The organism is Streptomyces sp. NPDC021080 (assembly GCF_044333225.1).
GTDB lineage: Bacteria > Actinomycetota > Actinomycetes > Streptomycetales > Streptomycetaceae > Streptomyces.
On sequence record NZ_JBIRQM010000015.1, the window covers coordinates 116,007 to 139,537 of the forward strand.

Consider the following 23,531-nt stretch of genomic DNA (forward strand, 5'->3'; position numbering starts at 1 on the left):
TGCAACAGGGCCGCGCCCCGAAGGGCGCGGCCCTGTCCTATGGAGGCACAACGCCGCATGACCGAGACGCCGAAACGCACCACCAGAGCAGGCCACGGTGCGGACACGATCTATTGGGACCCCGTCAAGAAGAGCTACGTAGGGGCCGTCTCTCTGGGGTACGCGCCGAATGGCAAGCGCCGTCGACCGAAGGTGTACGGCAAGACGAAGACCGAAGTCCGTCAGAAGATCAGGGATTTGAAGAAGGAGGTGCAGACGGGCGTCAAGGCGCCAGCCAACTACACCGTGGCCGACGCGGTGGACGACTGGTTGGAGCGTGGGCTTAAGGGACGCGATGAGAAGGGCACCATCGGCAAGAACCGCTCGATGGCGAACAAGCACCTGATCCCGCTCATCGGCAAGGCCAAGCTGAAGGAACTCAGCGCGGACGACGTCGACGACTGGTTGGACGGCAGGGCCGAATTCTTGGCGACGCGAAGCCTGCGCGACCTGCTCGCCATCCTGCGCCGCTCCATCGCGCACGCTCAGCGACGGGACAAGGCCGCACGGAACGTCGCCCTACTCGTGACCGCGCCAGAGGGACGCCCCGGTCGTCCGAGCAAGGCTCTGAACCTGGAGCAGGCAAAGGCCGTGCTCGTCGCCGCTCGGCCGTCACGGCTGTACGCCTATCTCGTGGTCTCGCTCCTCAGCGGCGTTCGCACCGAGGAAGCGCGTCCCCTTACGTGGGACCACGTTTTCCTGTCACCGCTGGAGGGGGTGCCGCAGCACGTCGCGGTGTGGCGTTCGGTGCGTAAGCACGGGGAGACCAAGACCAGGAAGAGCCGCAGGACCATTGCTCTGCCGAAGCAGGTGGTCGACGTCCTCGAAGAGCACCTGAGGTGGCAAAAGCAGGAGCGGGCCTCGAAGGGGATGCCCTGGAGCCCGGCCGGCCGTGTCTTCACGACTCGGAGCGGCGAACCGCTCGATGCCGCCAACGTCCGGCGAGACTTCAAGGCCATCGTGAAGAAAGCAGGACTGGAGCCGGAGTGGACACCGCGGGAGCTACGGCACAGCTTCGTGTCCCTGCTTTCGGATCACGGGATCCCGTTGGAGCGGATCGCGCTCCTGGTCGGTCACAGCAGTCAGGCGACGACGGAAGCGGTTTACCGGAAGCAGCTCCGCCCGGTGATCACGCAGGGGGCCGAAGCGATGGACGAGATCTTCGCTGACGCCGATGAAGGGGCAGAGGTCCACAGGGCTTGACCCAAAGCCTTTGGCCCCCTGTTTGGCCCCCGGATACGACAGAGGCCACATACGGATCTCCGTATGTGGCCTCTGACCAGCGTCGGGGTGGCGGGATTTGAACCCACGACCTCTTCGTCCCGAACGAAGCGCGCTGCCAAGCTGCGCTACACCCCGATTGTCGCTGCTCTCGCGGCGACGTCGTTTACTTTAGCCCACCGGTGGCCTGAGACGAAATCCGGTTTTCTGGGCGTCGGACGTGGCGCCGGACCGGGTCGGGGCGCAGGTGGTCGAGGACGACGACGAGGAGGGCGAGGAGGTAGAAGGCGACGCCCAGGACGGCGGTGTTGCCGAGGATGCCTCCGTAGCCGTGTCGGTCCACGTCGACGAAGGGGTAGAGGTAGCGCACCGGGGTGCCGGCCGTCAGCATCGCGCCGCGGGCCAGGCAGAAGGTCAGGTAGGCGAGGGGGTAGATCAGCCAGGTCGCCGCGTTGCGCAACGCCAGCGGGGTCGGGCGGGTCAGCAGCAGCCAGTCGAGGACCACGGCGATCGGCGTGACCGTGTGGAGGAGCTGGCCGGCGACCGCGTGCCAGCCGGGGAGCGTGTCGTTGCCTCCGGTCATGGAGAACGGGGTCGACTCGTTCGCCAGGAGCAGGTGATAGACCAGGCCCGTGATCGAGATGTAGATCAGTGTGCCGCCGGTCAGTACCCCAGGGAGGGGCCTGCGCGCCGACCAGGCCCGGCGGGCCGACGCCGCGAAGACCACGGCGACGAGCAGATTGGTCTGGATCGTGAAGTAGCTCAGTACCCGGACCGGGGTGCCCAGCCTGATCTCGATGGCCACGCCCGTCGCCGCGGCGAGGGCCACCAGGATGCGGTAGGCAGCCGTGGCGGGGCGGCGGGCAGGGGCCACGACCGCCGTCGCGGGGACGAAGGAGCGGTTCGACGGGAGGATGCCCGGTATCGCGGGGAGATCGGGTATGTCCCTGGGTATGGGGTTGATCATGTCCCCACGCTAAGCAGAGCGGGGCATTTGGGCGATATGGGTCGACCGATCGGGTTACGTGACCAGTCGGGATGTTGTTCGGGAGCGCGGTCGGGGGCGCACTCGGTGACGGTTCGTGTCGGTGGAGTTCTGTACCGTTCTCGGCAGCCTGGGGAAGCCGAGCCTGTGACGTAGAAGGTCGGCTTGGCCCGGTGCGGTCCCGTCCCGTCCAGTCCGATCTGGTCTGGTCTGGTCGGGGGATGTACTCCGGTCCCGACTCCTCCGGCCGCCGCCCTTCGGTCATCGACCGGGCGGCGACCCTCGGGCTCCGGTCCCGGTCCCTTTACCTTCGCTCCACCAGCGTCAGCAGTGACGCCTCCGGCGGGCAGGCGAAGCGGACCGGTGTGTAGCGGCTCGCGCCGCAGCCTGCCGAGACGTGCATGTACGAGGTCCGGCCCTCCGCCGTGTGCCGAGAGAGGCCCTTGACGCGGTCCGTGTCCAGGTCGCAGTTGGTGACGAAGGCGCCGTAGAAGGGGAGGCAGATCTGGCCGCCGTGGGTGTGGCCCGCCAGGATCAGGGGGTATCCGTCGGCGGTGAAGGCGTCCAGGCTGCGCAGGTACGGCGCGTGCACCACGCCCATCGAGAAGTCGGCGGACTCGGACGGGCCGCCGGCCACGCGCGCGTAGCGGTCGCGCTTGATGTGGGGGTCGTCCAGGCCGGTCAGCTCGATCGCCGCGCCTTCTATCTTCAGCGTTCCCCGGGTGTTCGTCAGGTTCAGCCAGCCCGCGGTGTCGAAGCCGTCGCGCAGGTCCTCCCACGGGTTGTGGACGGCGCCCACGACCGGCTTGTTGCCGTTCAGCCCGTGACGACCCGCGGCCTTCTCGAACAAGTAGCGGGCGGGGTTGCGGAGCGTGGGGCCGTAGTAGTCGTTCGAGCCGAAGACGTAGGCGCCCGGGAACTCCATCAGGGGGCCGAGCGCGTCCAGCACCTCGGGCACGCCCTCCGGGTCCGAGAGGTTGTCCCCGGTGTTGATCACGAAGTCGGGGCGCAGGCCGGCCAGGGAGCGCAGCCAGCGCTGCTTCTTGCGCTGTCCGCTCACCATGTGGATGTCGGAGACCTGGAGGATGCGCAGCGGCCGCATTCCCGGCGGCAGGACCGGGACGGTCACCCGCCGCAGGCGGAAGGATCGGGCCTCGAACCCCGCCGAGTACAGCAGACCGGCGGCGCCCACCGCCGTGATTCCCAGGGGTACTCCGTATCGCGCGCGCATGCGTCCATCGTGTCAGACTCCGGCGAGCGCTCTCACCCGCCTGTGGACAGCCGGGAAACCCCCGACAGGGAGCCGGGAAACCCCGGACGGGGGCTGTGGGGAAGGAGCGGTTCCGGGCGGGCTCCGGGCCGCTGCCGGGCGCGCTGCGAAATCAACAGGCGTCCGTGTCACCACACCTGCGACACTTGACGCCATGACCACGCTCAAGTCGAAGTTGCAGGAAGACCTCAACGCCGCGATCAAGGGGCGCGACGAGCTCCGCTCCTCGACGCTCCGGCTGACCCTCTCCGCGATCACCAATGAGGAGGTCGCGGGCAAGATCAAGCGCGAACTCTCCGACGACGAAGTGCAGAAGGTGATCGCCCGCGAGGCGAAGAAGCGCCGTGAGGCGGCTGAGGCCTTCACGCAGGGCGGGCGCCCCGAGTCGGCCGAGCGTGAGCGGGCGGAGGGCGAGGTGCTCGCCACGTACCTGCCCAAGCAGCTGTCCGACGACGAGCTTCGGCAGATCGTGGCCCAGGCCGTCGAGGAGGCGAAGGCGGCCGGCGCCGAGGGCCCGCGCGCGATGGGTGCCGTCATGAAGATCGTGAACCCGAAGGTGGCCGGGCAGGCCGAGGGCGGTCGTGTCGCCGCCGTCGTGAAGCAGCTGCTCGCGGGCTGACGCCACGCCGGTCGGGCTCGGTTGCGTCGCCACCGTTGTGCGCGGCTGATCGCGGGCTGACCACGCCGGTCGGGGTCCGGTCGCGTCGCGATGGACCAGCGCCCCACGGGTGTACGGCCCGCCATGGCGTCCCCGCACGCCGAACACCCCTTACGCCGAACGCCCCGTGGGCCAGGATCGACTCCTGGCCCACGGGGCGTTCGTGCGCTCGCGCGTCCGCTCCCGGCGTACGGGTCAGCGTTGGCCGCCGTTTCCGTTGCCGTTGTTCGTGTTGCCCTGGATGAAGCCGTCGGGGAGGGAGAAGGAAGGCGTCGGGAATGTCACTCCGCCGTCGGACTGGCCGCTGATGGTGTTGCCGTTGATGGTGTTGCCGTTCCCCCTGCCGCCGTGGCGGCCGCGGCCCTTGTTCCCGTCGTCGCCCTGGTCCTGGCCCTTGTTCTTGTCGGGGTCGGGGATGTTGATCAGGTTGAAGGACGGGGCGTCCTTGCCGTCGAGAGCGCCGGTCATCAGGTCCCGCCAGATCGGGCCGGGGACCTGACCGCCGTACACCTTGTCCTGGTAGACGCCGCCGATCACGATGTGCTCCATGCGGACCTGCTGGGTGGCGCTGCCGACCCAGACGGCGCCGGAGAGGTTCGGCGTGTAGCCGACGAACCAGGCGTTCTTGCGCGAGTCGGTGGTACCCGTCTTACCGGCGTTGTCGCGGTCGGCGAGGCCGGCCTGCTGGCCCGTACCGGAGTCGATCACGCCGCTCAGCAGGCTGTTGACGGTGTCCGCGGTCGGCTCCGACATGGCCCGCGAGCAGGTCGACTTGGGCACGTCCAGGGACTTCTCACGGCCGCCGATCTGCTGGCTGATCGACTCGATGGCGACCGGGGTGCAGTACATGCCGCGGGAGGCGAAGGCGGCGTAGGCCGTGGCCATGGTGAGCGGCGAGATGCCCTTGGCGCCCAGGGCGATGGAGGGCACCTCGGGCAGCTTGTCGCCGTTGCCCTGGACCACGCCGAGCTTGTCGATCTGGTTCATCACCGGGCACAGCCCGATGTCGGAGATCATCTGCACGAAGTAGGTGTTGACCGACTTGGCCATCGCCTCCTTCAGCTGATACGGGCCCTTCTCGGACGCGCTCTCGTTCGGGACGCGCTCGTTCGCCTGGTTCGTCCACGGCTTGCTGCTGCAGGTCTGCACGGGGCTGGGGTACAGCATCGAGTTCGGCGAGGAGTACTCCTGCGTCGCCGGCCGGCCCTGCTCCAGCGCGGCCGCGGCCACGAACGGCTTGAACGTCGAACCGGTCGGGAAGCCGTAGTTCGAGCCGCCCATGTCGTAGTTGACCGAGTAGTTGTACTCGGTCTCGTTCTTTCCGTAGCCGTACGGCTTGGACTGGCCCATCCCGAGGATCTTCCCGGTGCCGGGCTCGACCAGGGTGGCCGCCGCGGCGACCTTGTCGGACTTCCATACGTGCTTCTTCAGCGACGCCTGGATCGACGCCTGGGACTGCGGGTCGAGCGTCGTACGGATCGTCAGGCCGCCCTGGTTCCAGACCTTCGCCCGGTCCTCCTTGGTCTTGCCGAAGACCGGGTCGCTCAGGAAGACGTGCTCCACGTACTTGCAGAAGAAGCCGGCGCCCTTGATCGCCGTGATGCAGCCGTTCTTCGGCTGGCTGACGTGCAGCCCGAGCTTCGTCGCCTTGGCGGCGTCGGCCTGCTCCTGGGAGATGTCGTGCACCTCGGCCATGCGCTGCAGCACGGTGTTGCGGCGCTTGAGGGCCTCCTCCTCGTCGTTGACCGGGTCGTACCGGCTCGGCGACTGGACGATGCCCGCGAGGAGCGCCGCCTCCTGGAGCTTCAGGTTCTTGGCGGGCTTGGAGAAGTAGCGCTGGGAGGCGGCCTCGATGCCGTACGCCTGCTCCCCGAAGAACGTGATGTTCAGGTAGTTCTCGAGGATCTTCTTCTTGCCCAGCTTCTCTTCCAGCTGGATCGCGTACTTGAGCTCACGGATCTTGCGGCCGATGGTCTGCTGGGTGGCCTGGGCGACCTTGGTCGGGTCGTCGCCGGCCTCCTCCACGAAGTAGTTCTTCACCAGCTGCTGGGTCAGCGTGGAGGCGCCCTGGGCCACGCCGCCGTTCTGCGCGTTCTGGTTGACCGCGCGCAGGATGCCCTTCAGGTCGATCGCACCGTGCTGGTAGAAGCGCGAGTCCTCGATCGCGACGATCGCCTTCTGCATGTAGGGCGAGATGTCCTTGAGGTCGACCACCGTGCGGTCGCGCGAGTAGACGGTCGCGATCTGACCGCCCTTGCTGTCCAGGATCGTGGTCCGCTGACTCAGCGACGGACTCTTCAGATTGTCCGGAATGTCATCGAATCCCTGGACCGAACCCTTGGCCGCCAGACCGAGCGCGCCCGCGGCGGGCAGCGCGATTCCGGCCATGACGGCGCCCGCGAGCACGCTGACACCGAGGAACTTGGCGGCCTGCTGCGTAGGGGACAGACCACCGCCCGAGCGCTTCTTTGGCATGAGGGCAGCCTACGTTCTCATTTGCCGGACACGCGTATATGCCTTGGCCTAAGCTGCTCCCAACTGTCACAGCAGTGCGGCCACGTATCAATACGTCCGGCGACCCCGAATCGTTCCGGAGGTTCCGCGCTCTTGTGGAGCACGTGTCCGAATCAGCCTCGTGTGTCACGTGGCGTCCGTTGTGACTCGACCCAAGTGTCCCGGTTCGCCGGGATGGTCGCGTATGTCCCCGGCTCACTCCCCCGGGTGATCTGCCGCTTACGCATAGTCCGTTCGGGCCATTCAAGATTGGGCCCGAAGGGGGTGTTGCGCTGTGCCCACCTTCCGTAACGTCCTCAACTGGCGGCGGTGAATATGCCGCTGCCGCCGTGGGGGAGCCTCGATTCGGGAGAGGACGGCGCCGGTATGGGCTGGGTAACCGACTGGAGTGCGCAGGCGGCCTGCCGCACTACCGATCCAGATGAACTGTTCGTTCAAGGAGCAGCGCAGAACAGGGCCAAGGCGGTGTGCACCGGATGTCCGGTGCGCACGGAGTGCCTCGCCGATGCGCTCGACAACCGCGTCGAATTCGGCGTGTGGGGTGGTATGACCGAGCGTGAACGCCGCGCGCTGCTGCGCCGGCGGCCGACCGTCACCTCGTGGCGGCGCCTGCTCGAGACCGCGCGTACGGAGTACGAGCGTGGGGCGGGCCTGCTGCCCCTCGACGAGGAAGAGGTGTACGAGCGCTACGCGGCGGTGGGCTGAGGGGAGTTCGCCCATCGCGGCCAGGACGCCGCTCTCGGGCCCCTCGGATCCGTGCGGGCCCTGCCGGGGCCCGTCCGGCGGTCGCGGGGCCGAGCAGGGCCTTGAAGGCCCCTTCAGGGTCTTCGGCGGAGCGTCTTCGCCCGCGCCTCTTCAAGGGCTCCGTTTCAAGGGCTCCGTGCTCAGCTTTCGGGAAGCTCCGGCCGGTGGGCCGCGAGCCTGTTCCCGATGTCCCGCAGCCCCGACAGATCGTGGACGTCGCCGGGCAGCGCGGCCACTTCCGCCACCGGCACCTCCGGGTGACGCGCGGCGAAGCGGTCACGCGTGCGCTGCTCGCGGGAGAGCAGTTGCATGCGCTCGGCGTGGAGCCGCAGCAGGCCCGCGGTGAGCTGGTCGATGGAGCGCTCGGGGTCCGTGGCGGCGGTTGTGTCCGTGGCGGTGCTGTGGTCCGTCGCTGTGCTGTGGTCCGTCGCGGTGCCGCGGTCCGTGCCGGCTGTCCTGTCCGTGATGGCGGGGGAGCCTTCGTCAGGAGCTGATGCACCGGAAGCCGGTGATTCTGAACTGCCGTACGTGCCACGAGAGTTACGAAGTCCAGCTTTCCCGTCCGCCTGATCCACAATGCGGGCGTCGGCAAGATTTTCCGCGACGGAGGATTCCGGGTTCTCCGCGGCCGCGGGGTCGGGGTGCTCCGCCTCGGCGGAATCGAGATCCTCCGCGGCGGCGAGCGCCCGCTCGGCGGACAGCTGCGTGGCCCCGCTGCCGTGCACCCGGTTGAGCACCAGCCCGGCGAACGGCATCTCCTCCGCGGCCAGCCGCTCCACGAAGTACGCGGCCTCGCGCAGCGCGTCCCGCTCGGGCGCCGCCACCACCAGGAACGCAGTGCCGGGCGCCTGGAGCAGCTTGTACGTGGCATCGGCCCGGGTGCGGAAGCCGCCGAAGGTGGTGTCCATGGCCGCGACGAACGTCTGCACGTCCTTGAGGAGCTGACCCCCGAGGAGCTTGCCCAGGGTGCCCGTCATCATCGACATCCCGACGTTCAGGAACTTCATGCCCGCGCGGCCGCCCAGCTTCGCCGGCGCCGTCAGCAGCCGGATCAGCCGCCCGTCGAGGAAGGAACCGAGCCGCTTCGGTGCGTCCAGGAAGTCCAGCGCCGAGCGGGAGGGCGGCGTGTCGACCACGATCAGGTCCCACTCGTCGCGCGCCCGCAACTGGCCCAGCTTCTCCATCGCCATGTATTCCTGCGTGCCCGCGAAGCCCGCCGAAAGCGACTGGTAGAAGGGGTTGCCGAGGATGGCCGCCGCCCGGTCGCCGTCCGCGTGCGCCTCGACGATCTCGTCGAACGTGCGCTTCATGTCGAGCATCATGGCGTGCAGTTCGCCGCTCCCCTCGACGCCCTTCACCCGGCGCGGAGTGTTGTCGAGGGAGTCGATGCCCATGGACTGCGCCAGCCTGCGCGCGGGGTCGATGGTGAGCACGACCACCTTGCGGCCGCGCTCCGCGGCACGCAGCCCGAGGGCCGCCGCCGTGGTCGTCTTGCCGACACCGCCCGAGCCGCAGCACACCACGATGCGGGTCTGCGGGTCGTCGAGCAGCGGATCGAGATCGAGGACGCGGGCGGAGTCCAGGCTCATGACATCCCTTGCTTGCGCAGCTGTGCGGCCAGTTCGTACAGGCCCGCCAGATCCAGGCCCTCGGCGAGCAGCGGGAGTTCGTGCAGCGGCAGGCCCAGTTCGGCCAGCACGCTCCGCTGCTCCGTCTCCAGTGTGTACCGCTCGGCGTATTCGTCGGCCTGTTGGAGCAGCGGTCCCACCAGCCGCTCGGCCAGGCCGCCGCGCCGCGCGCCGCCGAGACCGGCCGAGGAGAGCGACTTGGCGATCGCCGTACGGGGGGTGGTCTCGGCGAGGGCCAGGTCGACGCCGTCGAGGAGTGCCGGGCGCACCATGTTCACGATGATCCGGCCCACGGGGAGCTTCGCGGCACGCAGCTCCGCGATCCCGTCCGCGGTCTCCTGTACGGGCATCTCCTCCAGCAGCGTCACCAGGTGGACCGCCGTCTCGGGCGACTTGAGGACGCGCATGACGGCCTGGGCCTGATTGTGTATCGGGCCGATCTTCGCGAGGCCGGCGACCTCGTCGTTGACGTTCAGGAAGCGGGTGATGCGGCCGGTGGGGGGCGCGTCCATCACCACGTAGTCGTACGTGAAGCGGCCGCTCTTCTCCTTGCGCCGCACCGCCTCGCAGGCTTTGCCGGTCAGGAGGACGTCCCGCAGCCCGGGGGCGATGGTGGTCGCGAAGTCGATCGCGCCGAGCTTCTTCAGGGCGCGGCCGGCTCCGCCCAGTTTGTAGAACATCTGGAGGTAGTCCAGCAACGCCAGTTCGGGGTCGATGGCGAGGGCGTACACCTCCCCGCCCCCCGGAGCGACGGCGATCTTCCGCTCCTCGTAGGGCAGCGCTTCTGTCTCGAAGAGCTGCGCGATGCCCTGCCTGCCCTCGACCTCGACCAGAAGGGCGCGCTTGCCCTCGGTCGCGAGGGCGAGCGCGAGGGCTGCGGCCACCGTGGTCTTGCCGGTACCGCCCTTGCCGCTGACGACCTGGAGCCTGCTCACGTATTCGAGCCTAACCAGTCCGCCGCCGGAGTAAGCAGGAGGCTGTGGACAAGCGGTGCCGTCGGCGTCGCTCGCGGCGGGTGGCTCGGGCGGGAGACGGTGGTCGTCAGCGGCTACAGTCGGCCACATGACCAAATGGGAATACGCCACTGTGCCGCTGCTCGTCCACGCCACGAAGCAGATTCTGGACACCTGGGGCGAGGACGGCTGGGAGCTCGTGCAGGTCGTGCCCGGCCCCAACAACCCCGAGCAGCTCGTGGCCTACCTGAAGCGCGAGAAGTCCGCATGAGCGGGGCTGTCGAGGCGAAGCTCGCCGAGCTGGGACTGACCCTTCCGGACGTCGTTCCGCCGCTGGCCGCGTACCAGCCCGCCGTGCAGTCGGGCGTGTACGTGTACACCGCCGGGCAGCTTCCGATGGTGGACGGGAAGCTTCCGGTCACCGGGAAGGTGGGGGCCGAGGTCACGGCCGAGGAGGCCAAGGGACTGGCCCGTACGTGCGCGCTGAACGCCCTGGCGGCGGTGAAGTCGGTCGTGGGCGACCTCGACCGCATCGCGCGTGTCGTCAAGGTCGTGGGTTTCGTCGCCTCGGCGTCGGACTTCACCGGGCAGCCGGGTGTCCTGAACGGGGCGAGCGAGCTGCTGGGTGCGGTCCTCGGCGACAAGGGCGTGCACGCCCGGAGCGCGGTCGGTGTGGCCGTGCTGCCGCTGGACGCGCCGGTCGAGGTCGAGATCCAGGTGGAGCTCACGCACGCGTAGCCCTCCGGGGGGTCACCGGGCCGGGCCGGGTCGGGTCCGGTGGGTGAGTCGGGGCCGTGCCGGTACATCCGCCCGCATCCGAACGGATCCCAGCGGCGTCGCGAGGCGTGCGCGGGTGACGATCCGTCCGGCCTGCGGGCATCTGATGTACCGGCACGGCCCCTCCCGCGCGTACCCGGCTGCGGGTGCGTCGGTGCGGCCGGTCCGCATTCCAGCCCCGGCCGGTCCGCATTCCAGGCCCGGTCGGGGAGGATTCAGCCCCTCCGGCGTCTGAGGAGCGGGGGCCGGGGCGGAGCGGCGGAAGTCGCCTGTGGGGCGGTGAGGCCTCGAACATCCGCCCGGCTCGGGATAGCCTCCGGCCATGGGGAATGGGCAATGGTTTCCGGCGGAGTGGCCGGAGCGGATTCGGGCGCTGGCCGAGGGCACGCTGACGCCGGTCACGCCCCGGCGCGCCGCCACGGTGATGCTGGTCAAGGACGGCGAGACCGGCCCCGTGGTCCACATGCTGCGCCGGCGCACCTCCATGGCCTTCGCCGGAGGCGCGTACGCGTATCCGGGCGGCGGCGTGGACCCGCGCGACGACGAGCAGCAGATCCGCTGGGCCGGGCCCACGCGTGCGTGGTGGGCGCAGCGGCTCGGCGTGGACGAGACCTCCGCCCAGGCCATCGTCTGCGCGGCCGTACGGGAGACGTACGAGGAGGCGGGCGTCCTGCTCGCCGGCCCCAGCCCGGACAGCGTGGTCGGTGACACCACGGGGGACGACTGGGAGGCGGACCGGGCGGCCCTGGTCGCCAGGGACCTGTCCTTCGCCGAGTTCCTCGACCGCAGAGGGCTCGTGCTCCGTTCGGACCTGCTCGGGGCCTGGGCCCGCTGGATCACACCGGAGTTCGAGGCCCGCCGCTACGACACGTGGTTCTTCGTGGCCGTCCTCCCGGAGGGCCAGCGCACGCGGAACGCCTCCACGGAGGCCGACCGCACGGTGTGGATCCGTCCGGCCGACGCGGCGGCCGGTTACGACAAGGGCGAGCTGCTGATGATGCCGCCCACCATCGCGACCCTGCGCGGGATCGTGGCGTACGAGAGGGCCGCCGACGCCCTCGCCGGCGCGGCCGCCCGTGATCTGACCCCGGTCCTGGCCGAGGCGCGCCTGGAGGACGGCGAGGTCGTTCTCTCCTGGCCCGGGCACGACGAGTTCACCAAGCACATCCCGACCGGCGGAGCGTCCGCATGACCGACGCAGCAGCCCTTCCCGGCCGGCCGCGCGGCGCGGTCCTCTCCGGCCCCGCCACCGCGCGCGCGGTGAACGTCCTCGCTCCCAACGCCTCCGCGATGACCCTGGACGGCACGAACACGTGGATCGTGTCCGAGCCGGACTCCGAGCTCGCCGTCGTCATCGACCCGGGCCCCCTGGACGACGTACACCTGCGCACGGTCCTGGACACGGCCGAGAAGGCCGGGAAGCGTGTCGCGCTGACCCTGCTCACGCACGGGCATCCCGATCACGCGGAGGGCGCGTCGCGCTTCTCCGAACTGACGGGCACCGCCGTGCGCGCCCTGGACCCCGCGCTGCGGCTCGGGGACGAGGGGCTGGCCGCGGGAGACGTGATCGGCCTCGACGGGCTCGAACTGCGCGTCGTGTCGACGCCCGGGCACACCTCCGACTCGCTGTGCTTCCATCTCCCGGCCGACCGGGCCGTGCTGACCGGGGACACCGTCCTGGGGCGCGGTACGACCATGGTGGCCCATCCCGACGGGCGTCTGGGCGACTATCTCGACTCGCTGCGCCGGCTGCGCTCGCTGACGGTCGACGACGGCGTGCACACCGTCCTGCCCGGTCACGGGCCGGTCCTCGACGACGCACAGGGCGCGGTCGAGTTCTATCTCGCTCATCGTGCCCACCGGCTCGCCCAGGTCGAGACCGCCGTCGAGAACGGCCTGCGGGCGCCGGAAGAGGTCGTCGCCCACGTCTACGCGGACGTGGACCGGTCGCTGTGGCCCGCGGCCGAGCTGTCCGTGCGGGCGCAGATGGACTATCTGCGGGAGCACGGGCTCATCTAGGGCGGACGGGAACGGTCGGACAGGGCCTGGGTCCCGTCCGGGCCGCGGCGATCCGCTCGCGCCGGTGCGGCAGCAGCAGGTCGAGGTCGGAGCGGCCCGGGCGTGCGGTGCCGCGCGGGATCGGGCCGTAGAGGTACGCGTCGTCGAGCCGGCCCCGAAGACGTCCGCGAGGCGGTCACGGGCCGCCGCGACGACGGGCCGGAAGACGTGGGGCACGCGCGCTAGTGATCCTTCGCGCTCGATGCATCCCTAGGCGTCGAGCCCTCTGCGGGGTTCCTGCGCGGGCATGCGCCCACTGTGCCGCGAAGGGGAGCCGTTCCGCAGGTCGTTCACGGCTGTACGGGTCGGCCCGGGGAGCCCGCGGGCGCGCTCTGCCCCGGAAGGGTGACGTCGACGGGGTCCCGCCTCGGAAGGAGGCGGGACCCCGTCGACGTACGGTCACAGGCGTCAGCGCGAGCGCTTGGCGAGCCGCTCCACGTCCAGGAGGATCACCGCGCGGGCCTCCAGGCGGAGCCAGCCGCGGCCCGCGAAGTCGGCGAGCGCCTTGTTGACGGTCTCGCGGGAGGCGCCGACGAGCTGGGCCAGCTCCTCCTGGGTGAGGTCGTGCACGACGTGGATGCCCTCTTCGGACTGCACACCGAAGCGGCGCGACAGGTCGAGAAGGGCGCGCGCGACACGGCCGGGCACGTCCGAGAAGACCAGGTCGGACATCTGGTCGTTGGTCTTGCGCAGGCGCCGGGCGACGGCGCGCAGCAGGGCGGCGGCCACCTCGGGCCGCGCGTTCAGCCAGGGCTGGAGGTCGCCGTGGCCGAGGCCGAGCAGCTTGACCTCGGTGAGCGCGGTGGCGGTCGCCGTGCGCGGGCCCGGGTCGAACAGCGACAGTTCGCCGATCAGCTCGCCGGGGCCGAGGACGGCGAGCATGTTCTCGCGTCCGTCGGGGGAGGTGCGGTGGAGCTTCACCTTGCCCTCGGTGACCACATAGAGGCGGTCGCCGGGGTCGCCCTCATGGAAGAGGGCGTCGCCTCGCGCGAGGGTCACCTCACTCATGGAGGCGCGGAGCTCCGCGGCCTGCTCGTCATCGAGCGCCGCGAAGAGCGGGGCGCGCCGCAGAACGTCGTCCACGAGTTCTCTCCTTGTCGGCCTGCTCAGGGGATCTTGCTCCCCCTTGGTACCAGGGGACCGTGTTCCCCATCTTGCCGGACGGTCCAAACAGTGTGATCAGTCACAAGTCTGCCGCACTGGCGTCCCGACGAGTGCGGCAGGGGGCCAATTGGGGGCCGATCTTCAGGGTCCGGGGCGGATGTCGGTGCCGGGCTTTAGGCTGGCCGGGTGTCCAAATCGCCGGTGAGAGCACAGGCCAAGGGGGCTGGGCGGGTGGCTGTACGTCGTGATTCCGCTGTGGGCGAACAGGTCCCCGACGGAACCAACGAATCGACAAAAGCGGCAAAGTCGAAGCCGGTGAAGGCGGCACGGAAGACGGCCGGGAAGAAGGAGACGGCGGTTGGGGCAGCCGCGGGGACCACGGAGACGGCCGCGAAGAAGGGCGCGAAGTCGGCCGCAGGGAAGGTGACCCGGGCGGCTGCCGAGAAGGCGAGCCCGCCGACAGCGGCCGCCAAGAAGGTGCCGCGCGGCGAGTCGCACACCGCCCTGGTCCGCCGCGCCCGCCGCATCAACCGCGAACTCGCCGAGGTGTACCCGTACGCCCACCCGGAACTGGACTTCGAGAACCCCTTCCAGCTGGTCGTCGCCACGGTCCTGTCCGCCCAGACCACCGACCTGCGGGTGAACCAGACGACGCCGGCGCTCTTCGCCAGGTACCCGACTCCCGAGGACCTCGCCGAGGCCGACCCGGAGGAGGTCGAGGAGATCCTGCGCCCGACCGGGTTCTTCCGGGCCAAGACCAAATCCGTCATAGGGCTCTCCAGGGTCCTGAGGGACGACTTCGGGGGCGAGGTGCCCGGACGCCTCGAAGACCTCGTGAAACTGCCCGGAGTGGGCCGCAAGACCGCCTTCGTCGTGCTCGGCAACGCCTTCGGGCGGCCGGGGATCACCGTCGACACCCACTTCCAGCGGCTGGTGCGGCGCTGGCAGTGGACCGCGGAGACCGACCCGGACAAGATCGAGGCGGCTGTGGGCGGGCTCTTCCCGAAGAGCGAGTGGACCATGCTGTCGCACCACGTGATCTTCCACGGCCGACGTATCTGCCACGCCCGCAAGCCCGCCTGCGGCGCCTGCCCCATCGCCCCGCTCTGCCCGGCGTACGGGGAGGGCGAGACCGACCCCGAGAAGGCGAAGAAGCTCCTGAAGTACGAGAAGGGCGGCTTCCCCGGACAGCGGCTCAACCCCCCGCAGTCCTATCTGGACGCGGGCGGCAGGCCCGCACCCTCGCTGGGCGCCGGATGACGGAACGAACACGGCCCCGGCGGGCGTTGGGAACAGCAGAACGGGGGTGGCGGTGAAGCGCGCAGGCAACACACAGGACGCCGGCAACACACAGGGCGGGCCGATGCTCAGCAAGGACGGGCTGCCCGGCTGGCTGGGCCCGGTCGCCCGGGTCGCGGAGACCGTGGAACCGCTCCAGCTGAGCCGCTTCCTGCCGCCGGCCGACGGCGCGGGCCGCCAGTCCGCGGTGCTCATCCTCTTCGGCGAGGGCCCGCGCGGCCCCGAGCTGCTGCTCATGGAACGGGCGGGCACCCTCAGGTCGCACGCCGGACAGCCCTCCTTCCCCGGCGGCGCCCTCGACCCCGAGGACGGCGACCCGGCCACCGACGGGCCGCTGAACGCCGCCCTGCGCGAGGCCGAGGAGGAGACCGGCCTCGACCCGGCCGGCGTCCAGCTCTTCGGCGTCCTGCCCAGGCTGTACATCCCGGTCAGCCGTTTCGTGGTCACCCCGGTTCTCGGCTGGTGGCGCCGCCCGACGCCGGTCGGCGTCGTCGACCCGGGCGAGACGGCCCGGGTCTTCACCGTCCCCGTGGCGGATCTCACGGACCCGGCCAACCGCGCGACCACCGTGCACCCGAGCGGCTACCGAGGTCCGGCATTTCTGGTCGAATCGGCCCTGGTCTGGGGTTTCACGGCCGGAGTGATCGACAAGATCCTTCATTTCGCGGGCTGGGAGCGTCCGTGGGACCGCGAGAAGCACGTCCCGCTCGACTGGCGCGCGTGACAAGGTGACCTTCGTGAATGTGCTGGACATCCTGTTGCTGGTCGCCGCCGTGTGGTTCGCGATCGTGGGCTATCGCCAGGGCTTCGTCGTCGGCATCCTGTCGGTGATCGGCTTCCTGGGCGGTGGTCTCGTCGCCGTCTATCTGCTCCCGGTCGTCTGGAGCTGGACGACCGACGACAGCAAGGTGAGTACGACCGCAGCCGTCGTCGCCGTCGTCGTCGTGATCGTCTGCGCCTCCGTCGGCCAGGCCCTCACCACCCACCTCGGCAACAAACTCCGCCGGTACATCACCTGGTCCCCGGCCAGAGCCCTGGACGCGACGGGCGGCGCCCTGGTGAACGTCGTCGCGATGCTGCTCGTCGCCTGGCTGATCGGCTCCGCCCTCGCCGGCACCACGCTGCCGACGCTGGGCAAGGAGGTCCGCAACTCCAAGGTGCTGCTCGGGGTCTCCCGCGCGCTGCCCAACCAGGCCAACACCTGGTTCGCCGACTTCTCCTCGGTGCTCGCGCAGAACGGCTTCCCGCAGGTCTTCAGCCCGTTCGCCAACGAGCCCATCACCGAGGTCCAGCCGCCCGACCCCCAGCTCGCCGCCAGCCCCGTCGCCACCCGCTCGCAGAACTCCATCGTCAAGGTCATGGGCACCGCCCAGAGTTGCGGCAAGGTCCTCGAAGGCACCGGTTTCGTCTTCAGCGACCGCCGCGTGATGACCAACGCGCACGTGGTCGGCGGAGTCGACGAACCCACCGTCCAGATAGGCGGCCGGGGCAAGAAGTACGACGCCACGGTCGTCCTCTACGACTGGGAGCGCGACATCGCCGTACTCGACGTACCGAACCTGAAGGCGCCCGCCCTGCGGTTCAGCACCGCGGACGCGAGCAGCGGCGACAGCGCGATCGTCGCAGGGTTCCCGCAGAACGGCTCGTACAACATCCAGCCCGCGCGCGTGCGGGGCCGCATCACGGCCAACGGCCCGGACATCTACCACCGCAAGACCGTGCGCCGCGACGTCTACTCGCTGTACGCGACGGTCCGTCAGGGCAACTCGGGCGGACCGCTGCTGACACCCGAGGGCAAGGTGTACGGCGTGGTCTTCGCGAAGTCGCTCGACGACGCCGAGACCGGCTACGCACTCACCGCGGACGAGGTCCGTCAGGACATCGCCAAGGGGCGTACGGCCGACCAGCAGGTGGACAGCGACAGCTGCGCGCTCTGACCGGCGGGCGGGGTCCTGGACGGCGACAGCCGCGCACTCTGCCGTCGGGCGGGATCCCGGCCGCCTGGACAGCGGCGGCCGCGTGTTTCGGTCGGCCGGTGGGGCCTCAGCCGCGTGGATGGCGCAGACGCACGGAGACCCAGCGGGCCCGGCGCCGCAGAATGTGCGGAATCCCCACACGCGGATCCGTGCCCGCCCATTGCGGGGAGCCCCCTTGGCGAGAGCTCAGACCCGTGGCCGAGCGGCGATTGCGTGCTGCGTCACTGTAGTCGTGCGTCCAGCCCATACCCCGACGTCTGCCCCTGCCCGAAGGTCGATAACCTCGCCCCGGCCCTTCAATTGGCCTATGCGCCGGGCAATTGGCCGTTCGTAGGACGGGTGTTCACGATCCCCGTTCCGGCCGCGGAACCGGACGTGTTCGGGCGGTCACGCGAGGGTGACCGAGGTGTCACCGGTCGGGTTCCGGATCCTTCAGCCAGTTGATCAGCTCGGTGGAGAAAGCGACCGGATCCTCTTCGTGCGGGAAGTGACCGAGCCCGTCGAACAGCCGCCAGCGGTACGGAGCTTCGACGTACTCTCCGGAGCCCGCCGCGCTCCGCGTCCGCATCACCGGATCGAGCGAGCCGTGCAGATGCAGGGTCGGCACCCGCACCGGCCGCTTCATGCGCCGGTTGAACTGGATGCCGTCCGGGCGCGCCATGGACCGCACCATCCACCGGTACGGCTCGATGGAGCAGTGCGCGGTCGAGGGGATGCGCATGGCCCGGCGGTACGTCTCCAGCGCTTCCTCGTCCGGCTGCCGGGGCCCCGACCAGTCGCGCACCAGACGGCCCACCAGGGCGGCGTCGTCGGCGACGAGTTGACGCTCCGGGATCCAGGGACGCTGGAACCCCCAGATGTACGAGCCCGCCGTCGTCTGCCTGACGTCGGAGAGCATGGCCGAACGCCAGCGCCGCGGATGCGGCATGGACGACACCGCGAGCCGGCGGACGAGCTTGGGCCGCATGGCGGCCGCCGTCCACGCCAGATAGCCGCCGAGGTCGTGCCCGACCAGAGCGGCGTCGGGCTCGCCGAGGGAGCGCACGACCCCGGTGATGTCGAGCGCGAGGTTGGCGGGGTCGTAACCGCGCGGGGTGCGGTCACTGCCCCCGACGCCCCGCAGGTCCATGGCGACGGCCCGGAACCCGGCGTCGGCGAGCGCGACGAGCTGGTGGCGCCAGGCCCACCAGAACTGCGGGAAGCCGTGCAGCAGCAGGACGAGCGGCCCGTCGCCGAGCTCGGCGATGTGGAAGCGCGCGCCGTTGGCGGCCACGTCCCGGTGCGTGACTTTTCTGCCGCCGGGAAGGTCGATCCGTACGACCGAGGTGGGTTGCGCCGAAGGTGTGGCAGGGTCCGTCATGAGGATGAGCGTGCCACAGCCTTGGCGACGTCCTCGACCGGTTCGGGCCGCGGGTGCGGCTTGGCGTTCTGCAGAACACCCGCCGTCTCCTTCATGGAGGCAGCCACCTTCTGCGGTCCCTGGCTCTTCTTGGCCTTCTTCGCGAAGAGCAGGCCGATCAGCGCGAGCACCACCGCGACCAGTACGTTCGCCGCGAACGACAGCAGGAAGCAGATCGCGAGATTCCAGTGGCTCCAGGTCCGGATGCCGTAGGTGAGGGCGAAGCTGAGCATCGGCAGGGAGAAGATGAGGACCGCGCCGGCCGCCGAGAACGCGCCGCCGCTGACCGCTCCGCGCTTGACGTCCTGCTTGAGCTGCGCCTTCGCCAGCGCGATCTCGTCGTGCACCAGCGCGGACATCTCGGTCGTCGCCGCGGCGACCAACTGGCCGATACTGCGTTCGGCACCGACCGGGGCCCCGTCGGGTGCGCTCATCGCGATCTCCCTCTTCTGCATGTGTTTGTACGGTCCTGTCAGATCATGCCGGACCGTCGTTCCCCTCGCTTGCCCCACCCGCCAGTTCGGCAAGCCTGCGGTGTTCCGCGGCCTTCTCCTCGTGGATCGCCGCCATGCGTAGGTGGTACGCCGGCTTGTCCTGCTCGTAGACGTCGGGGATGCCGTCGAGGTCCTCGTCGCGCTCCTCGGCCTCGCACAGGGAGCGGTACGTGGAGTTGCGTATCTTCAGCAGCGCCGTGGCGAGGACGGCCGCGATGAACGAGCCGATCAGGACGGCTGCCTTGATCTCGTCGGTGAGGGCCGTGTCGCCCGCGAAGGCGAGCTCGCCGATCAGCAGGGAGACGGTGAAACCGATGCCGGCGAGGGTGGCGACGGCGGCGACGTCGGCCCACTCCAGGTCCTCACTGAGCGAGGCCCTGGTGAACCGGGCCGTCAGCCATGTGCCGCCGAAGATGCCGACCGCCTTGCCGACGACGAGCCCGAGCACCACACCGAGCGTCTCGGGCCGGGTGAACACATCGTGGATCGCGCCGCCGGAGACCGCGACGCCGGCGCTGAACAGGGCGAACAGCGGCACGGCGAGTCCCGCCGACACCGGCCGCACCAGGTGCTCGATGTGCTCGCCGGGGGAGTGCTCCTCGCCTTCGTGCGGATGGCAGCGCAGCATCAGACCCATGGCGACACCGGCGATGGTGGCGTGGATGCCGCTGTTGTACATCAGGGCCCAGATGACCAGCGCGAGCGGGACGTACACGTACCAGCCGTGTACGCCCTTGCGCAGCAGCAGCCAGAAGACCACCAGGCCCACGAGCGCCCCGCCGAGCGCCGCGAAGTCGATGGAGCTGGTGAAGAAGACCGCGATGATCAGGATCGCGAACAGGTCGTCGACGACGGCGAGGGTGAGCAGGAAGGCGCGCAGCGCGGACGGCAGCGACGTCCCGATGACGGCGAGTACGGCCAGGGCGAAGGCGATGTCGGTGGCGGTGGGGACGGCCCATCCGTCGAGCGAGCCCCCGCCGATCACGTTGGTCACGACGTCGACGATCGCGGGAACGGCCATGCCGCAGACCGCGGCGGCCACGGGCAGCACAGCGGCTTTCGGGTCCCGCAGGTCCCCGGCCACCAGTTCGCGCTTCAGCTCGATGCCGGCGACGAAGAAGAAGACGGCGAGCAGCCCGTCGGCCGCCCAGTGCTCCACGGACAGATCGAGTCCGAGCGCGGCCGGCCCGAAGTGGTAGTGGGAGACGGCCTCATAGCTGTGCGGAAGGGTGTTCGCCCAGATCAGCGCCGCGACCGCGGCCATCAGCAGGAGCACTCCGCCCACGGTCTCGGTGCGCAGCGCGTCCGCCACGAAGTTCCGTTCGGGCAGGGACATCAGGCCGAGGAACTTGCGCGGGGTGGTGCTGGGGGGCGCGGCCACGGGGAGAACCTCCGGTCGAGCAGGCAGGACGAAAACACTCGCCGACCAGACTTCCCGGCACACCATGAACGATCTTGTCGCGTCTTTGACGCTTTGCTTACTTTACCCATGATGCGACCGGCTCGGTGGGGGATCTTCACGTTACGACTGAACCGCGCGCGAGGCCTGCCGGTTGGGCCGACGGGCCCACAGAGCGACGAGCCGACGGAGTGACGGGGCGCGGGTCTACGGGCTACGGCGTGGGGTGTCACGGGGGTGGGGCATGGGTCTGGTGCTCGTCGTGGGGCGCGGAAACGCGTGAGGGGTGCGGGAGCACGGTGAGTGTGCTCCCGCACCCCTCAGGGCCGGGCCGGCGGGGTGTTCCCGCCTCAGTCCTCGCTGGGTGCGGCCGGCAGCTTCGCCTGGATCAGGTCCATCACCGTGGAGTCGGTGAGCGTCGTGACGTCACCGAGCTCGCGGTTCTCGGCCACGTCGCGCAGCAGCCGACGCATGATCTTCCCGGACCGGGTCTTCGGCAGCTCGGCCACCGGCAGGACCCGCTTCGGCTTGGCGATGGGACCGAGCGTGGTGCCGACGTGGTTGCGCAGCTCCGCCATCAGTCCTTCGTCCTCGGCGGAAGCCGTCCCGCGCAGGATGACGAAGGCGACGATCGCCTGCCCGGTGGTCTCGTCCGCCGCACCCACGACCGCCGCCTCGGCGACCGCCGGGTGGGAGACGAGGGCCGATTCGACCTCGGTCGTCGAGATGTTGTGCCCGGACACGAGCATCACGTCGTCGACGCGCCCGAGCAGCCAGACGTCACCGTCGTCGTCCTTCTTGGCTCCGTCACCGGCGAAGTACTTGCCCTCGAAGCGGGACCAGTACGTGTCGAGGAACCGCTGGTCGTCACCCCAGATCGTACGGAGCATGGACGGCCACGGCTCGGTCAGCACGAGGTAGCCGCCACCGCCGTCGGGCACCTCGTTCGCCTCGTCGTCGACGACCGTGGCCGAGATGCCGGGCAGTGCCCGCTGCGCCGAGCCCGGCTTGGTCTCGGTGACCCCGGGCAGCGGCGAGATCATCATCGCGCCGGTCTCGGTCTGCCACCAGGTGTCGACGATCGGCGTACGGTCCCCGCCGATGTGCTTGCGGTACCAGATCCACGCCTCGGGGTTGATCGGCTCGCCGACCGACCCGAGCACCCGCAGCGAGGTCAGGTCGAACTTCGCGGGGATGTCGTCGCCCCACTTCATGAACGTACGGATGGCCGTGGGCGCCGTGTACAGGATCGTCACCCCGTACTTCTGCACGATCTCCCAGAACCGGCCCTGGTGGGGAGTGTCCGGGGTCCCCTCGTACATCACCTGCGTCGCGCCGTTCGAGAGCGGTCCGTACGTGATGTACGAGTGCCCGGTGACCCAGCCGATGTCGGCCGTGCACCAGTACACGTCGGTCTCCGGCTTGAGGTCGAAGACGGCGTGGTGGGTGTACGAGGCCTGCGTGAGGTAGCCGCCCGAGGTGTGCAGGATGCCCTTCGGCTTCCCGGTGGTCCCGGAGGTGTAGAGGATGAACAGCGGGTGCTCGGCCTCGAACGCCTCCGGGGTGTGCTCGGCCGACTGCCGCCCGACGATGTCGTGCCACCACACATCGCGGCCCTCGGTCCAGGCGACGTCCTCGCCGGTGCGGCGCACCACGAGCACCTTGTCGACGCCGTCGACCCGGCTCACCGCTTCGTCGACGGCGGGCTTGAGCGCGGACGGCTTCCCGCGCCGGTAACCGCCGTCGGCGGTGATGACCAGCTTGGCGTCGGCGTCCTGGATGCGGGTGGAGATCGCCTCGGCGGAGAACCCGCCGAAGACGACCGAGTGCGCGGCGCCGATACGGGCACAGGCCAGCATCGCGACGACGGCCTCGGGGATCATCGGCAGGTAGACGGCGACCCGGTCGCCCTTGCCGATGCCCAGCTCGGTGAGGGCGTTCGCGGCCCTCGACACCTCGTCCTTGAGCTCGGCGTAGGTGATGGCCCGGCTGTCACCCGGCTCGCCTTCGAAGTGGATGGCGACGCGGTCACCGTTCCCGGCCTCGACATGCCGGTCCACGCAGTTGTACGCGACGTTCAGCTTTCCGTCGGCGAACCACTTCGCGAACGGCGGGTTAGACCAGTCCAGCGTCTCGGTCGGCTCGGTGGCCCAGGTCAGCCGACGGGCCTGCTCGGCCCAGAAGCCGAGCCTGTCAGCCTTGGCCTGCTCATACGCCTCCGCGGTGACATTGGCGTTCGCCGCCAGGTCGGCGGGCGGCGCGAACCTGCGCTCTTCCTTCAGCAGGTTGGCCAGGCTTTCGTTGCTCACGACATCTCCCTTTCCCAGGGTGTCCGTTGTGTCCCAGGCCACAGCTCATCAGACCGGGGGCCCGGTGACAAGAGCCGACCTGAAATTGGTTTAGACCTATCCCGGGTCGCCGGTCCGGACCGGGGCCCGGGCGGCACCTCCGCGCCTCGTGGTACGACCCCGCGGCCCCTCGCGAGACCACACGGCTTCGCACGAGTCTGCCCCCTTGTGGCACGTACGTACCGGCCACCGGGTTCACACATTCGAGGCACGCCGCCCGCACATGTGGCCCGCACGCGTTGCCCGCGCACTCCGCCTACGAGGAAGGGGGTGCGGTCGGGGGTGGGGGTGCCGGCCACTTTTCCGCCCAGCCCTCTGCCCCTGCCCTGCGCCCGCCCTGCCGTCGTCCTGCCCCCGTTCCGCCCCCGCCCTGCCACCGTCCTGCCCCCGCTCCGCCCCCGTCCTGCGTCTGCCCCGTGTCCCTGTTCCCCCTGCCCCTGTGCCCCGCCCCTCCCGACCCAATGTTCCGGAGTCCACACCATTCCGGAACCCTGCACTCCACGCACTCCACATCCCGGCCTCGGCTATCCGGTGCCGCGGTTCCTCCGCAGCCCACTCCTCGGCCGGGGCGTCGACACCCCGCCCCGTGGCCGGGGTGTCGACGCCCTGCTCAGGTGCCGGTGCCGGAGCTCCGGCACAGGAGGCTGGACGTGGTGCGCGGTCCC

Annotated in this window: 21 protein-coding genes, 1 tRNA gene and 1 pseudogene; 10 read left to right on the forward strand and 13 right to left on the reverse strand. The window is 70.0% G+C overall.

Annotated elements, in window-relative coordinates; genetic code table 11:
* Positions 1-57: 57 nt before the first annotated feature.
* A complete protein-coding gene (xerC, locus tag ACH4S8_RS32555; RefSeq protein WP_398400475.1) occupies positions 58-1,242 on the forward strand; it encodes a tyrosine recombinase XerC in 1,185 nt (394 codons plus the stop codon).
* A gap of 82 nt (positions 1,243-1,324) precedes the next feature.
* Here xerC and ACH4S8_RS32560 read toward each other — a convergent pair.
* From ACH4S8_RS32560 to ACH4S8_RS32570, 3 genes are all read right to left on the reverse strand, one after another.
* A tRNA-Pro gene (locus ACH4S8_RS32560) sits at positions 1,325-1,398 on the reverse strand.
* A 28-nt stretch (positions 1,399-1,426) separates the two neighbouring features.
* On the reverse strand, positions 1,427-2,227 hold the full coding sequence (locus ACH4S8_RS32565) for a Pr6Pr family membrane protein (protein WP_398400477.1): 801 nt from the start codon (positions 2,225-2,227) through the stop codon (positions 1,427-1,429).
* A 322-nt stretch (positions 2,228-2,549) separates the two neighbouring features.
* The gene (locus ACH4S8_RS32570; protein ID WP_398400479.1) at positions 2,550-3,476 is read right to left on the reverse strand and encodes a metallophosphoesterase; all 927 of its coding nucleotides are present in this window, start codon (positions 3,474-3,476) and stop codon (positions 2,550-2,552) included.
* Positions 3,477-3,669: 193 nt separating this feature from the next.
* Between ACH4S8_RS32570 and ACH4S8_RS32575 the strand changes: the two genes are divergently transcribed.
* Positions 3,670-4,134, forward strand: a complete 465-nt coding sequence (locus tag ACH4S8_RS32575; protein WP_398400481.1) for a GatB/YqeY domain-containing protein — start codon at positions 3,670-3,672, stop codon at positions 4,132-4,134.
* Between the two features lie 234 nt (positions 4,135-4,368).
* Here ACH4S8_RS32575 and ACH4S8_RS32580 read toward each other — a convergent pair whose 3' ends face one another.
* Positions 4,369-6,648, reverse strand: a complete 2,280-nt coding sequence (locus tag ACH4S8_RS32580; protein WP_398400483.1) for a transglycosylase domain-containing protein — start codon at positions 6,646-6,648, stop codon at positions 4,369-4,371.
* A gap of 405 nt (positions 6,649-7,053) precedes the next feature.
* Here ACH4S8_RS32580 and wblA point away from each other — a divergent pair, with 405 nt between their 5' ends.
* A complete protein-coding gene (gene wblA, locus ACH4S8_RS32585; protein ID WP_028799159.1) occupies positions 7,054-7,392 on the forward strand; it encodes a transcriptional regulator WblA in 339 nt (112 codons plus the stop codon).
* A 179-nt stretch (positions 7,393-7,571) separates the two neighbouring features.
* Here the strand turns inward: wblA and ACH4S8_RS32590 are convergent, their stop codons facing one another.
* A complete protein-coding gene (locus ACH4S8_RS32590) occupies positions 7,572-9,020 on the reverse strand; it encodes an ArsA family ATPase (protein ID WP_398400485.1) in 1,449 nt (482 codons plus the stop codon).
* Positions 9,017-9,994 (reverse strand): ArsA family ATPase, encoded by a 978-nt coding sequence (locus ACH4S8_RS32595; protein WP_398400487.1) that lies wholly within the window; start codon positions 9,992-9,994, stop codon positions 9,017-9,019. The genes ACH4S8_RS32590 and ACH4S8_RS32595 overlap by 4 nt, the downstream gene beginning before the upstream one ends.
* 127 nt (positions 9,995-10,121) lie before the next feature.
* Here ACH4S8_RS32595 and ACH4S8_RS32600 point away from each other — a divergent pair, with 127 nt between their 5' ends.
* From ACH4S8_RS32600 to ACH4S8_RS32615, 4 genes are all read left to right on the forward strand, one after another.
* Entirely contained in the window at positions 10,122-10,283 is a 162-nt protein-coding gene (locus ACH4S8_RS32600; RefSeq protein WP_075033571.1) for a DUF4177 domain-containing protein, read from the forward strand.
* Complete coding sequence (locus ACH4S8_RS32605) at positions 10,280-10,750, forward strand: RidA family protein (RefSeq protein ID WP_398400490.1); 471 nt, start codon at positions 10,280-10,282, stop codon at positions 10,748-10,750. The genes ACH4S8_RS32600 and ACH4S8_RS32605 overlap by 4 nt, the downstream gene beginning before the upstream one ends.
* 361 nt (positions 10,751-11,111) lie before the next feature.
* Complete coding sequence (locus ACH4S8_RS32610; RefSeq protein ID WP_398400492.1) at positions 11,112-11,981, forward strand: NUDIX hydrolase; 870 nt, start codon at positions 11,112-11,114, stop codon at positions 11,979-11,981.
* On the forward strand, positions 11,978-12,808 hold the full coding sequence (locus tag ACH4S8_RS32615; RefSeq protein WP_398400494.1) for an MBL fold metallo-hydrolase: 831 nt from the start codon (positions 11,978-11,980) through the stop codon (positions 12,806-12,808). Before ACH4S8_RS32610 ends, ACH4S8_RS32615 begins: the two co-directional genes overlap by 4 nt.
* A 25-nt stretch (positions 12,809-12,833) precedes the next feature.
* On the opposite strand, the pseudogene ACH4S8_RS32620 reads toward ACH4S8_RS32615, so the two are convergent.
* Both ACH4S8_RS32620 and ACH4S8_RS32625 read right to left on the reverse strand, forming a co-directional pair.
* Positions 12,834-13,051: pseudogene (locus ACH4S8_RS32620) on the reverse strand (nucleotidyltransferase); the annotation flags it as partial.
* A gap of 204 nt (positions 13,052-13,255) precedes the next feature.
* The gene (locus ACH4S8_RS32625) at positions 13,256-13,930 is read right to left on the reverse strand and encodes a Crp/Fnr family transcriptional regulator (RefSeq protein ID WP_006382668.1); all 675 of its coding nucleotides are present in this window, start codon (positions 13,928-13,930) and stop codon (positions 13,256-13,258) included.
* A gap of 207 nt (positions 13,931-14,137) precedes the next feature.
* Here ACH4S8_RS32625 and nth point away from each other — a divergent pair, with 207 nt between their 5' ends.
* The 3 genes from nth to ACH4S8_RS32640 all read left to right on the forward strand — a co-directional run bounded on the left by nth (position 14,138) and on the right by ACH4S8_RS32640 (position 17,187).
* Entirely contained in the window at positions 14,138-15,211 is a 1,074-nt protein-coding gene (gene nth / locus ACH4S8_RS32630; RefSeq protein ID WP_398400496.1) for an endonuclease III, read from the forward strand.
* Between the two features lie 103 nt (positions 15,212-15,314).
* Positions 15,315-15,974 carry an NUDIX hydrolase gene (locus tag ACH4S8_RS32635; RefSeq protein ID WP_398400718.1) on the forward strand — a complete coding sequence of 220 codons (660 nt, stop codon included), beginning with the start codon at positions 15,315-15,317 and terminating at the stop codon, positions 15,972-15,974.
* A 13-nt stretch (positions 15,975-15,987) separates the two neighbouring features.
* Positions 15,988-17,187 carry a MarP family serine protease gene (locus ACH4S8_RS32640; protein WP_398400498.1) on the forward strand — a complete coding sequence of 400 codons (1,200 nt, stop codon included), beginning with the start codon at positions 15,988-15,990 and terminating at the stop codon, positions 17,185-17,187.
* Between the two features lie 106 nt (positions 17,188-17,293).
* Here ACH4S8_RS32640 and ACH4S8_RS32645 read toward each other — a convergent pair whose 3' ends face one another.
* The 5 genes from ACH4S8_RS32645 to acs form a co-directional block, all read right to left on the reverse strand.
* Positions 17,294-17,473 carry a hypothetical protein gene (locus ACH4S8_RS32645; protein ID WP_398400500.1) on the reverse strand — a complete coding sequence of 60 codons (180 nt, stop codon included), beginning with the start codon at positions 17,471-17,473 and terminating at the stop codon, positions 17,294-17,296.
* A gap of 162 nt (positions 17,474-17,635) precedes the next feature.
* Positions 17,636-18,586 carry an alpha/beta fold hydrolase gene (locus tag ACH4S8_RS32650; protein WP_398400502.1) on the reverse strand — a complete coding sequence of 317 codons (951 nt, stop codon included), beginning with the start codon at positions 18,584-18,586 and terminating at the stop codon, positions 17,636-17,638.
* A complete protein-coding gene (locus tag ACH4S8_RS32655) occupies positions 18,583-19,059 on the reverse strand; it encodes a phage holin family protein (RefSeq protein ID WP_398400504.1) in 477 nt (158 codons plus the stop codon). Before ACH4S8_RS32655 ends, ACH4S8_RS32650 begins: the two co-directional genes overlap by 4 nt.
* A gap of 43 nt (positions 19,060-19,102) precedes the next feature.
* Entirely contained in the window at positions 19,103-20,455 is a 1,353-nt protein-coding gene (gene nhaA / locus ACH4S8_RS32660; RefSeq protein WP_398400720.1) for a Na+/H+ antiporter NhaA, read from the reverse strand.
* 413 nt (positions 20,456-20,868) lie between these two features.
* On the reverse strand, positions 20,869-22,869 hold the full coding sequence (gene acs / locus ACH4S8_RS32665; RefSeq protein ID WP_398400506.1) for an acetate--CoA ligase: 2,001 nt from the start codon (positions 22,867-22,869) through the stop codon (positions 20,869-20,871).
* Positions 22,870-23,531 lie beyond the last annotated feature (662 nt).

Excerpts from the sequence above, each read along its gene's own strand:
- xerC (WP_398400475.1), top strand. The coding sequence starts at position 58 with ATGACCGAGACGCCGAAACGCACCACCAGAGCAGGCCACGGTGCGGAC.
- ACH4S8_RS32565 (WP_398400477.1), bottom strand. The coding sequence starts at position 2,227 with ATGATCAACCCCATACCCAGGGACATACCCGATCTCCCCGCGATACCG.
- ACH4S8_RS32570 (WP_398400479.1), bottom strand. The coding sequence starts at position 3,476 with ATGCGCGCGCGATACGGAGTACCCCTGGGAATCACGGCGGTGGGCGCC.
- ACH4S8_RS32575 (WP_398400481.1), top strand. The coding sequence starts at position 3,670 with ATGACCACGCTCAAGTCGAAGTTGCAGGAAGACCTCAACGCCGCGATC.
- ACH4S8_RS32580 (WP_398400483.1), bottom strand. The coding sequence starts at position 6,648 with ATGCCAAAGAAGCGCTCGGGCGGTGGTCTGTCCCCTACGCAGCAGGCC.
- wblA (WP_028799159.1), top strand. The coding sequence starts at position 7,054 with ATGGGCTGGGTAACCGACTGGAGTGCGCAGGCGGCCTGCCGCACTACC.
- ACH4S8_RS32590 (WP_398400485.1), bottom strand. The coding sequence starts at position 9,020 with ATGAGCCTGGACTCCGCCCGCGTCCTCGATCTCGATCCGCTGCTCGAC.
- ACH4S8_RS32600 (WP_075033571.1), top strand. The coding sequence starts at position 10,122 with ATGACCAAATGGGAATACGCCACTGTGCCGCTGCTCGTCCACGCCACG.
- ACH4S8_RS32605 (WP_398400490.1), top strand. The coding sequence starts at position 10,280 with ATGAGCGGGGCTGTCGAGGCGAAGCTCGCCGAGCTGGGACTGACCCTT.
- ACH4S8_RS32610 (WP_398400492.1), top strand. The coding sequence starts at position 11,112 with ATGGGGAATGGGCAATGGTTTCCGGCGGAGTGGCCGGAGCGGATTCGG.
- ACH4S8_RS32615 (WP_398400494.1), top strand. The coding sequence starts at position 11,978 with ATGACCGACGCAGCAGCCCTTCCCGGCCGGCCGCGCGGCGCGGTCCTC.
- ACH4S8_RS32635 (WP_398400718.1), top strand. The coding sequence starts at position 15,315 with ATGCTCAGCAAGGACGGGCTGCCCGGCTGGCTGGGCCCGGTCGCCCGG.
- ACH4S8_RS32645 (WP_398400500.1), bottom strand. The coding sequence starts at position 17,473 with ATGGGCTGGACGCACGACTACAGTGACGCAGCACGCAATCGCCGCTCG.
- ACH4S8_RS32650 (WP_398400502.1), bottom strand. The coding sequence starts at position 18,586 with ATGACGGACCCTGCCACACCTTCGGCGCAACCCACCTCGGTCGTACGG.
- ACH4S8_RS32655 (WP_398400504.1), bottom strand. The coding sequence starts at position 19,059 with ATGAGCGCACCCGACGGGGCCCCGGTCGGTGCCGAACGCAGTATCGGC.
- nhaA (WP_398400720.1), bottom strand. The coding sequence starts at position 20,455 with ATGTCCCTGCCCGAACGGAACTTCGTGGCGGACGCGCTGCGCACCGAG.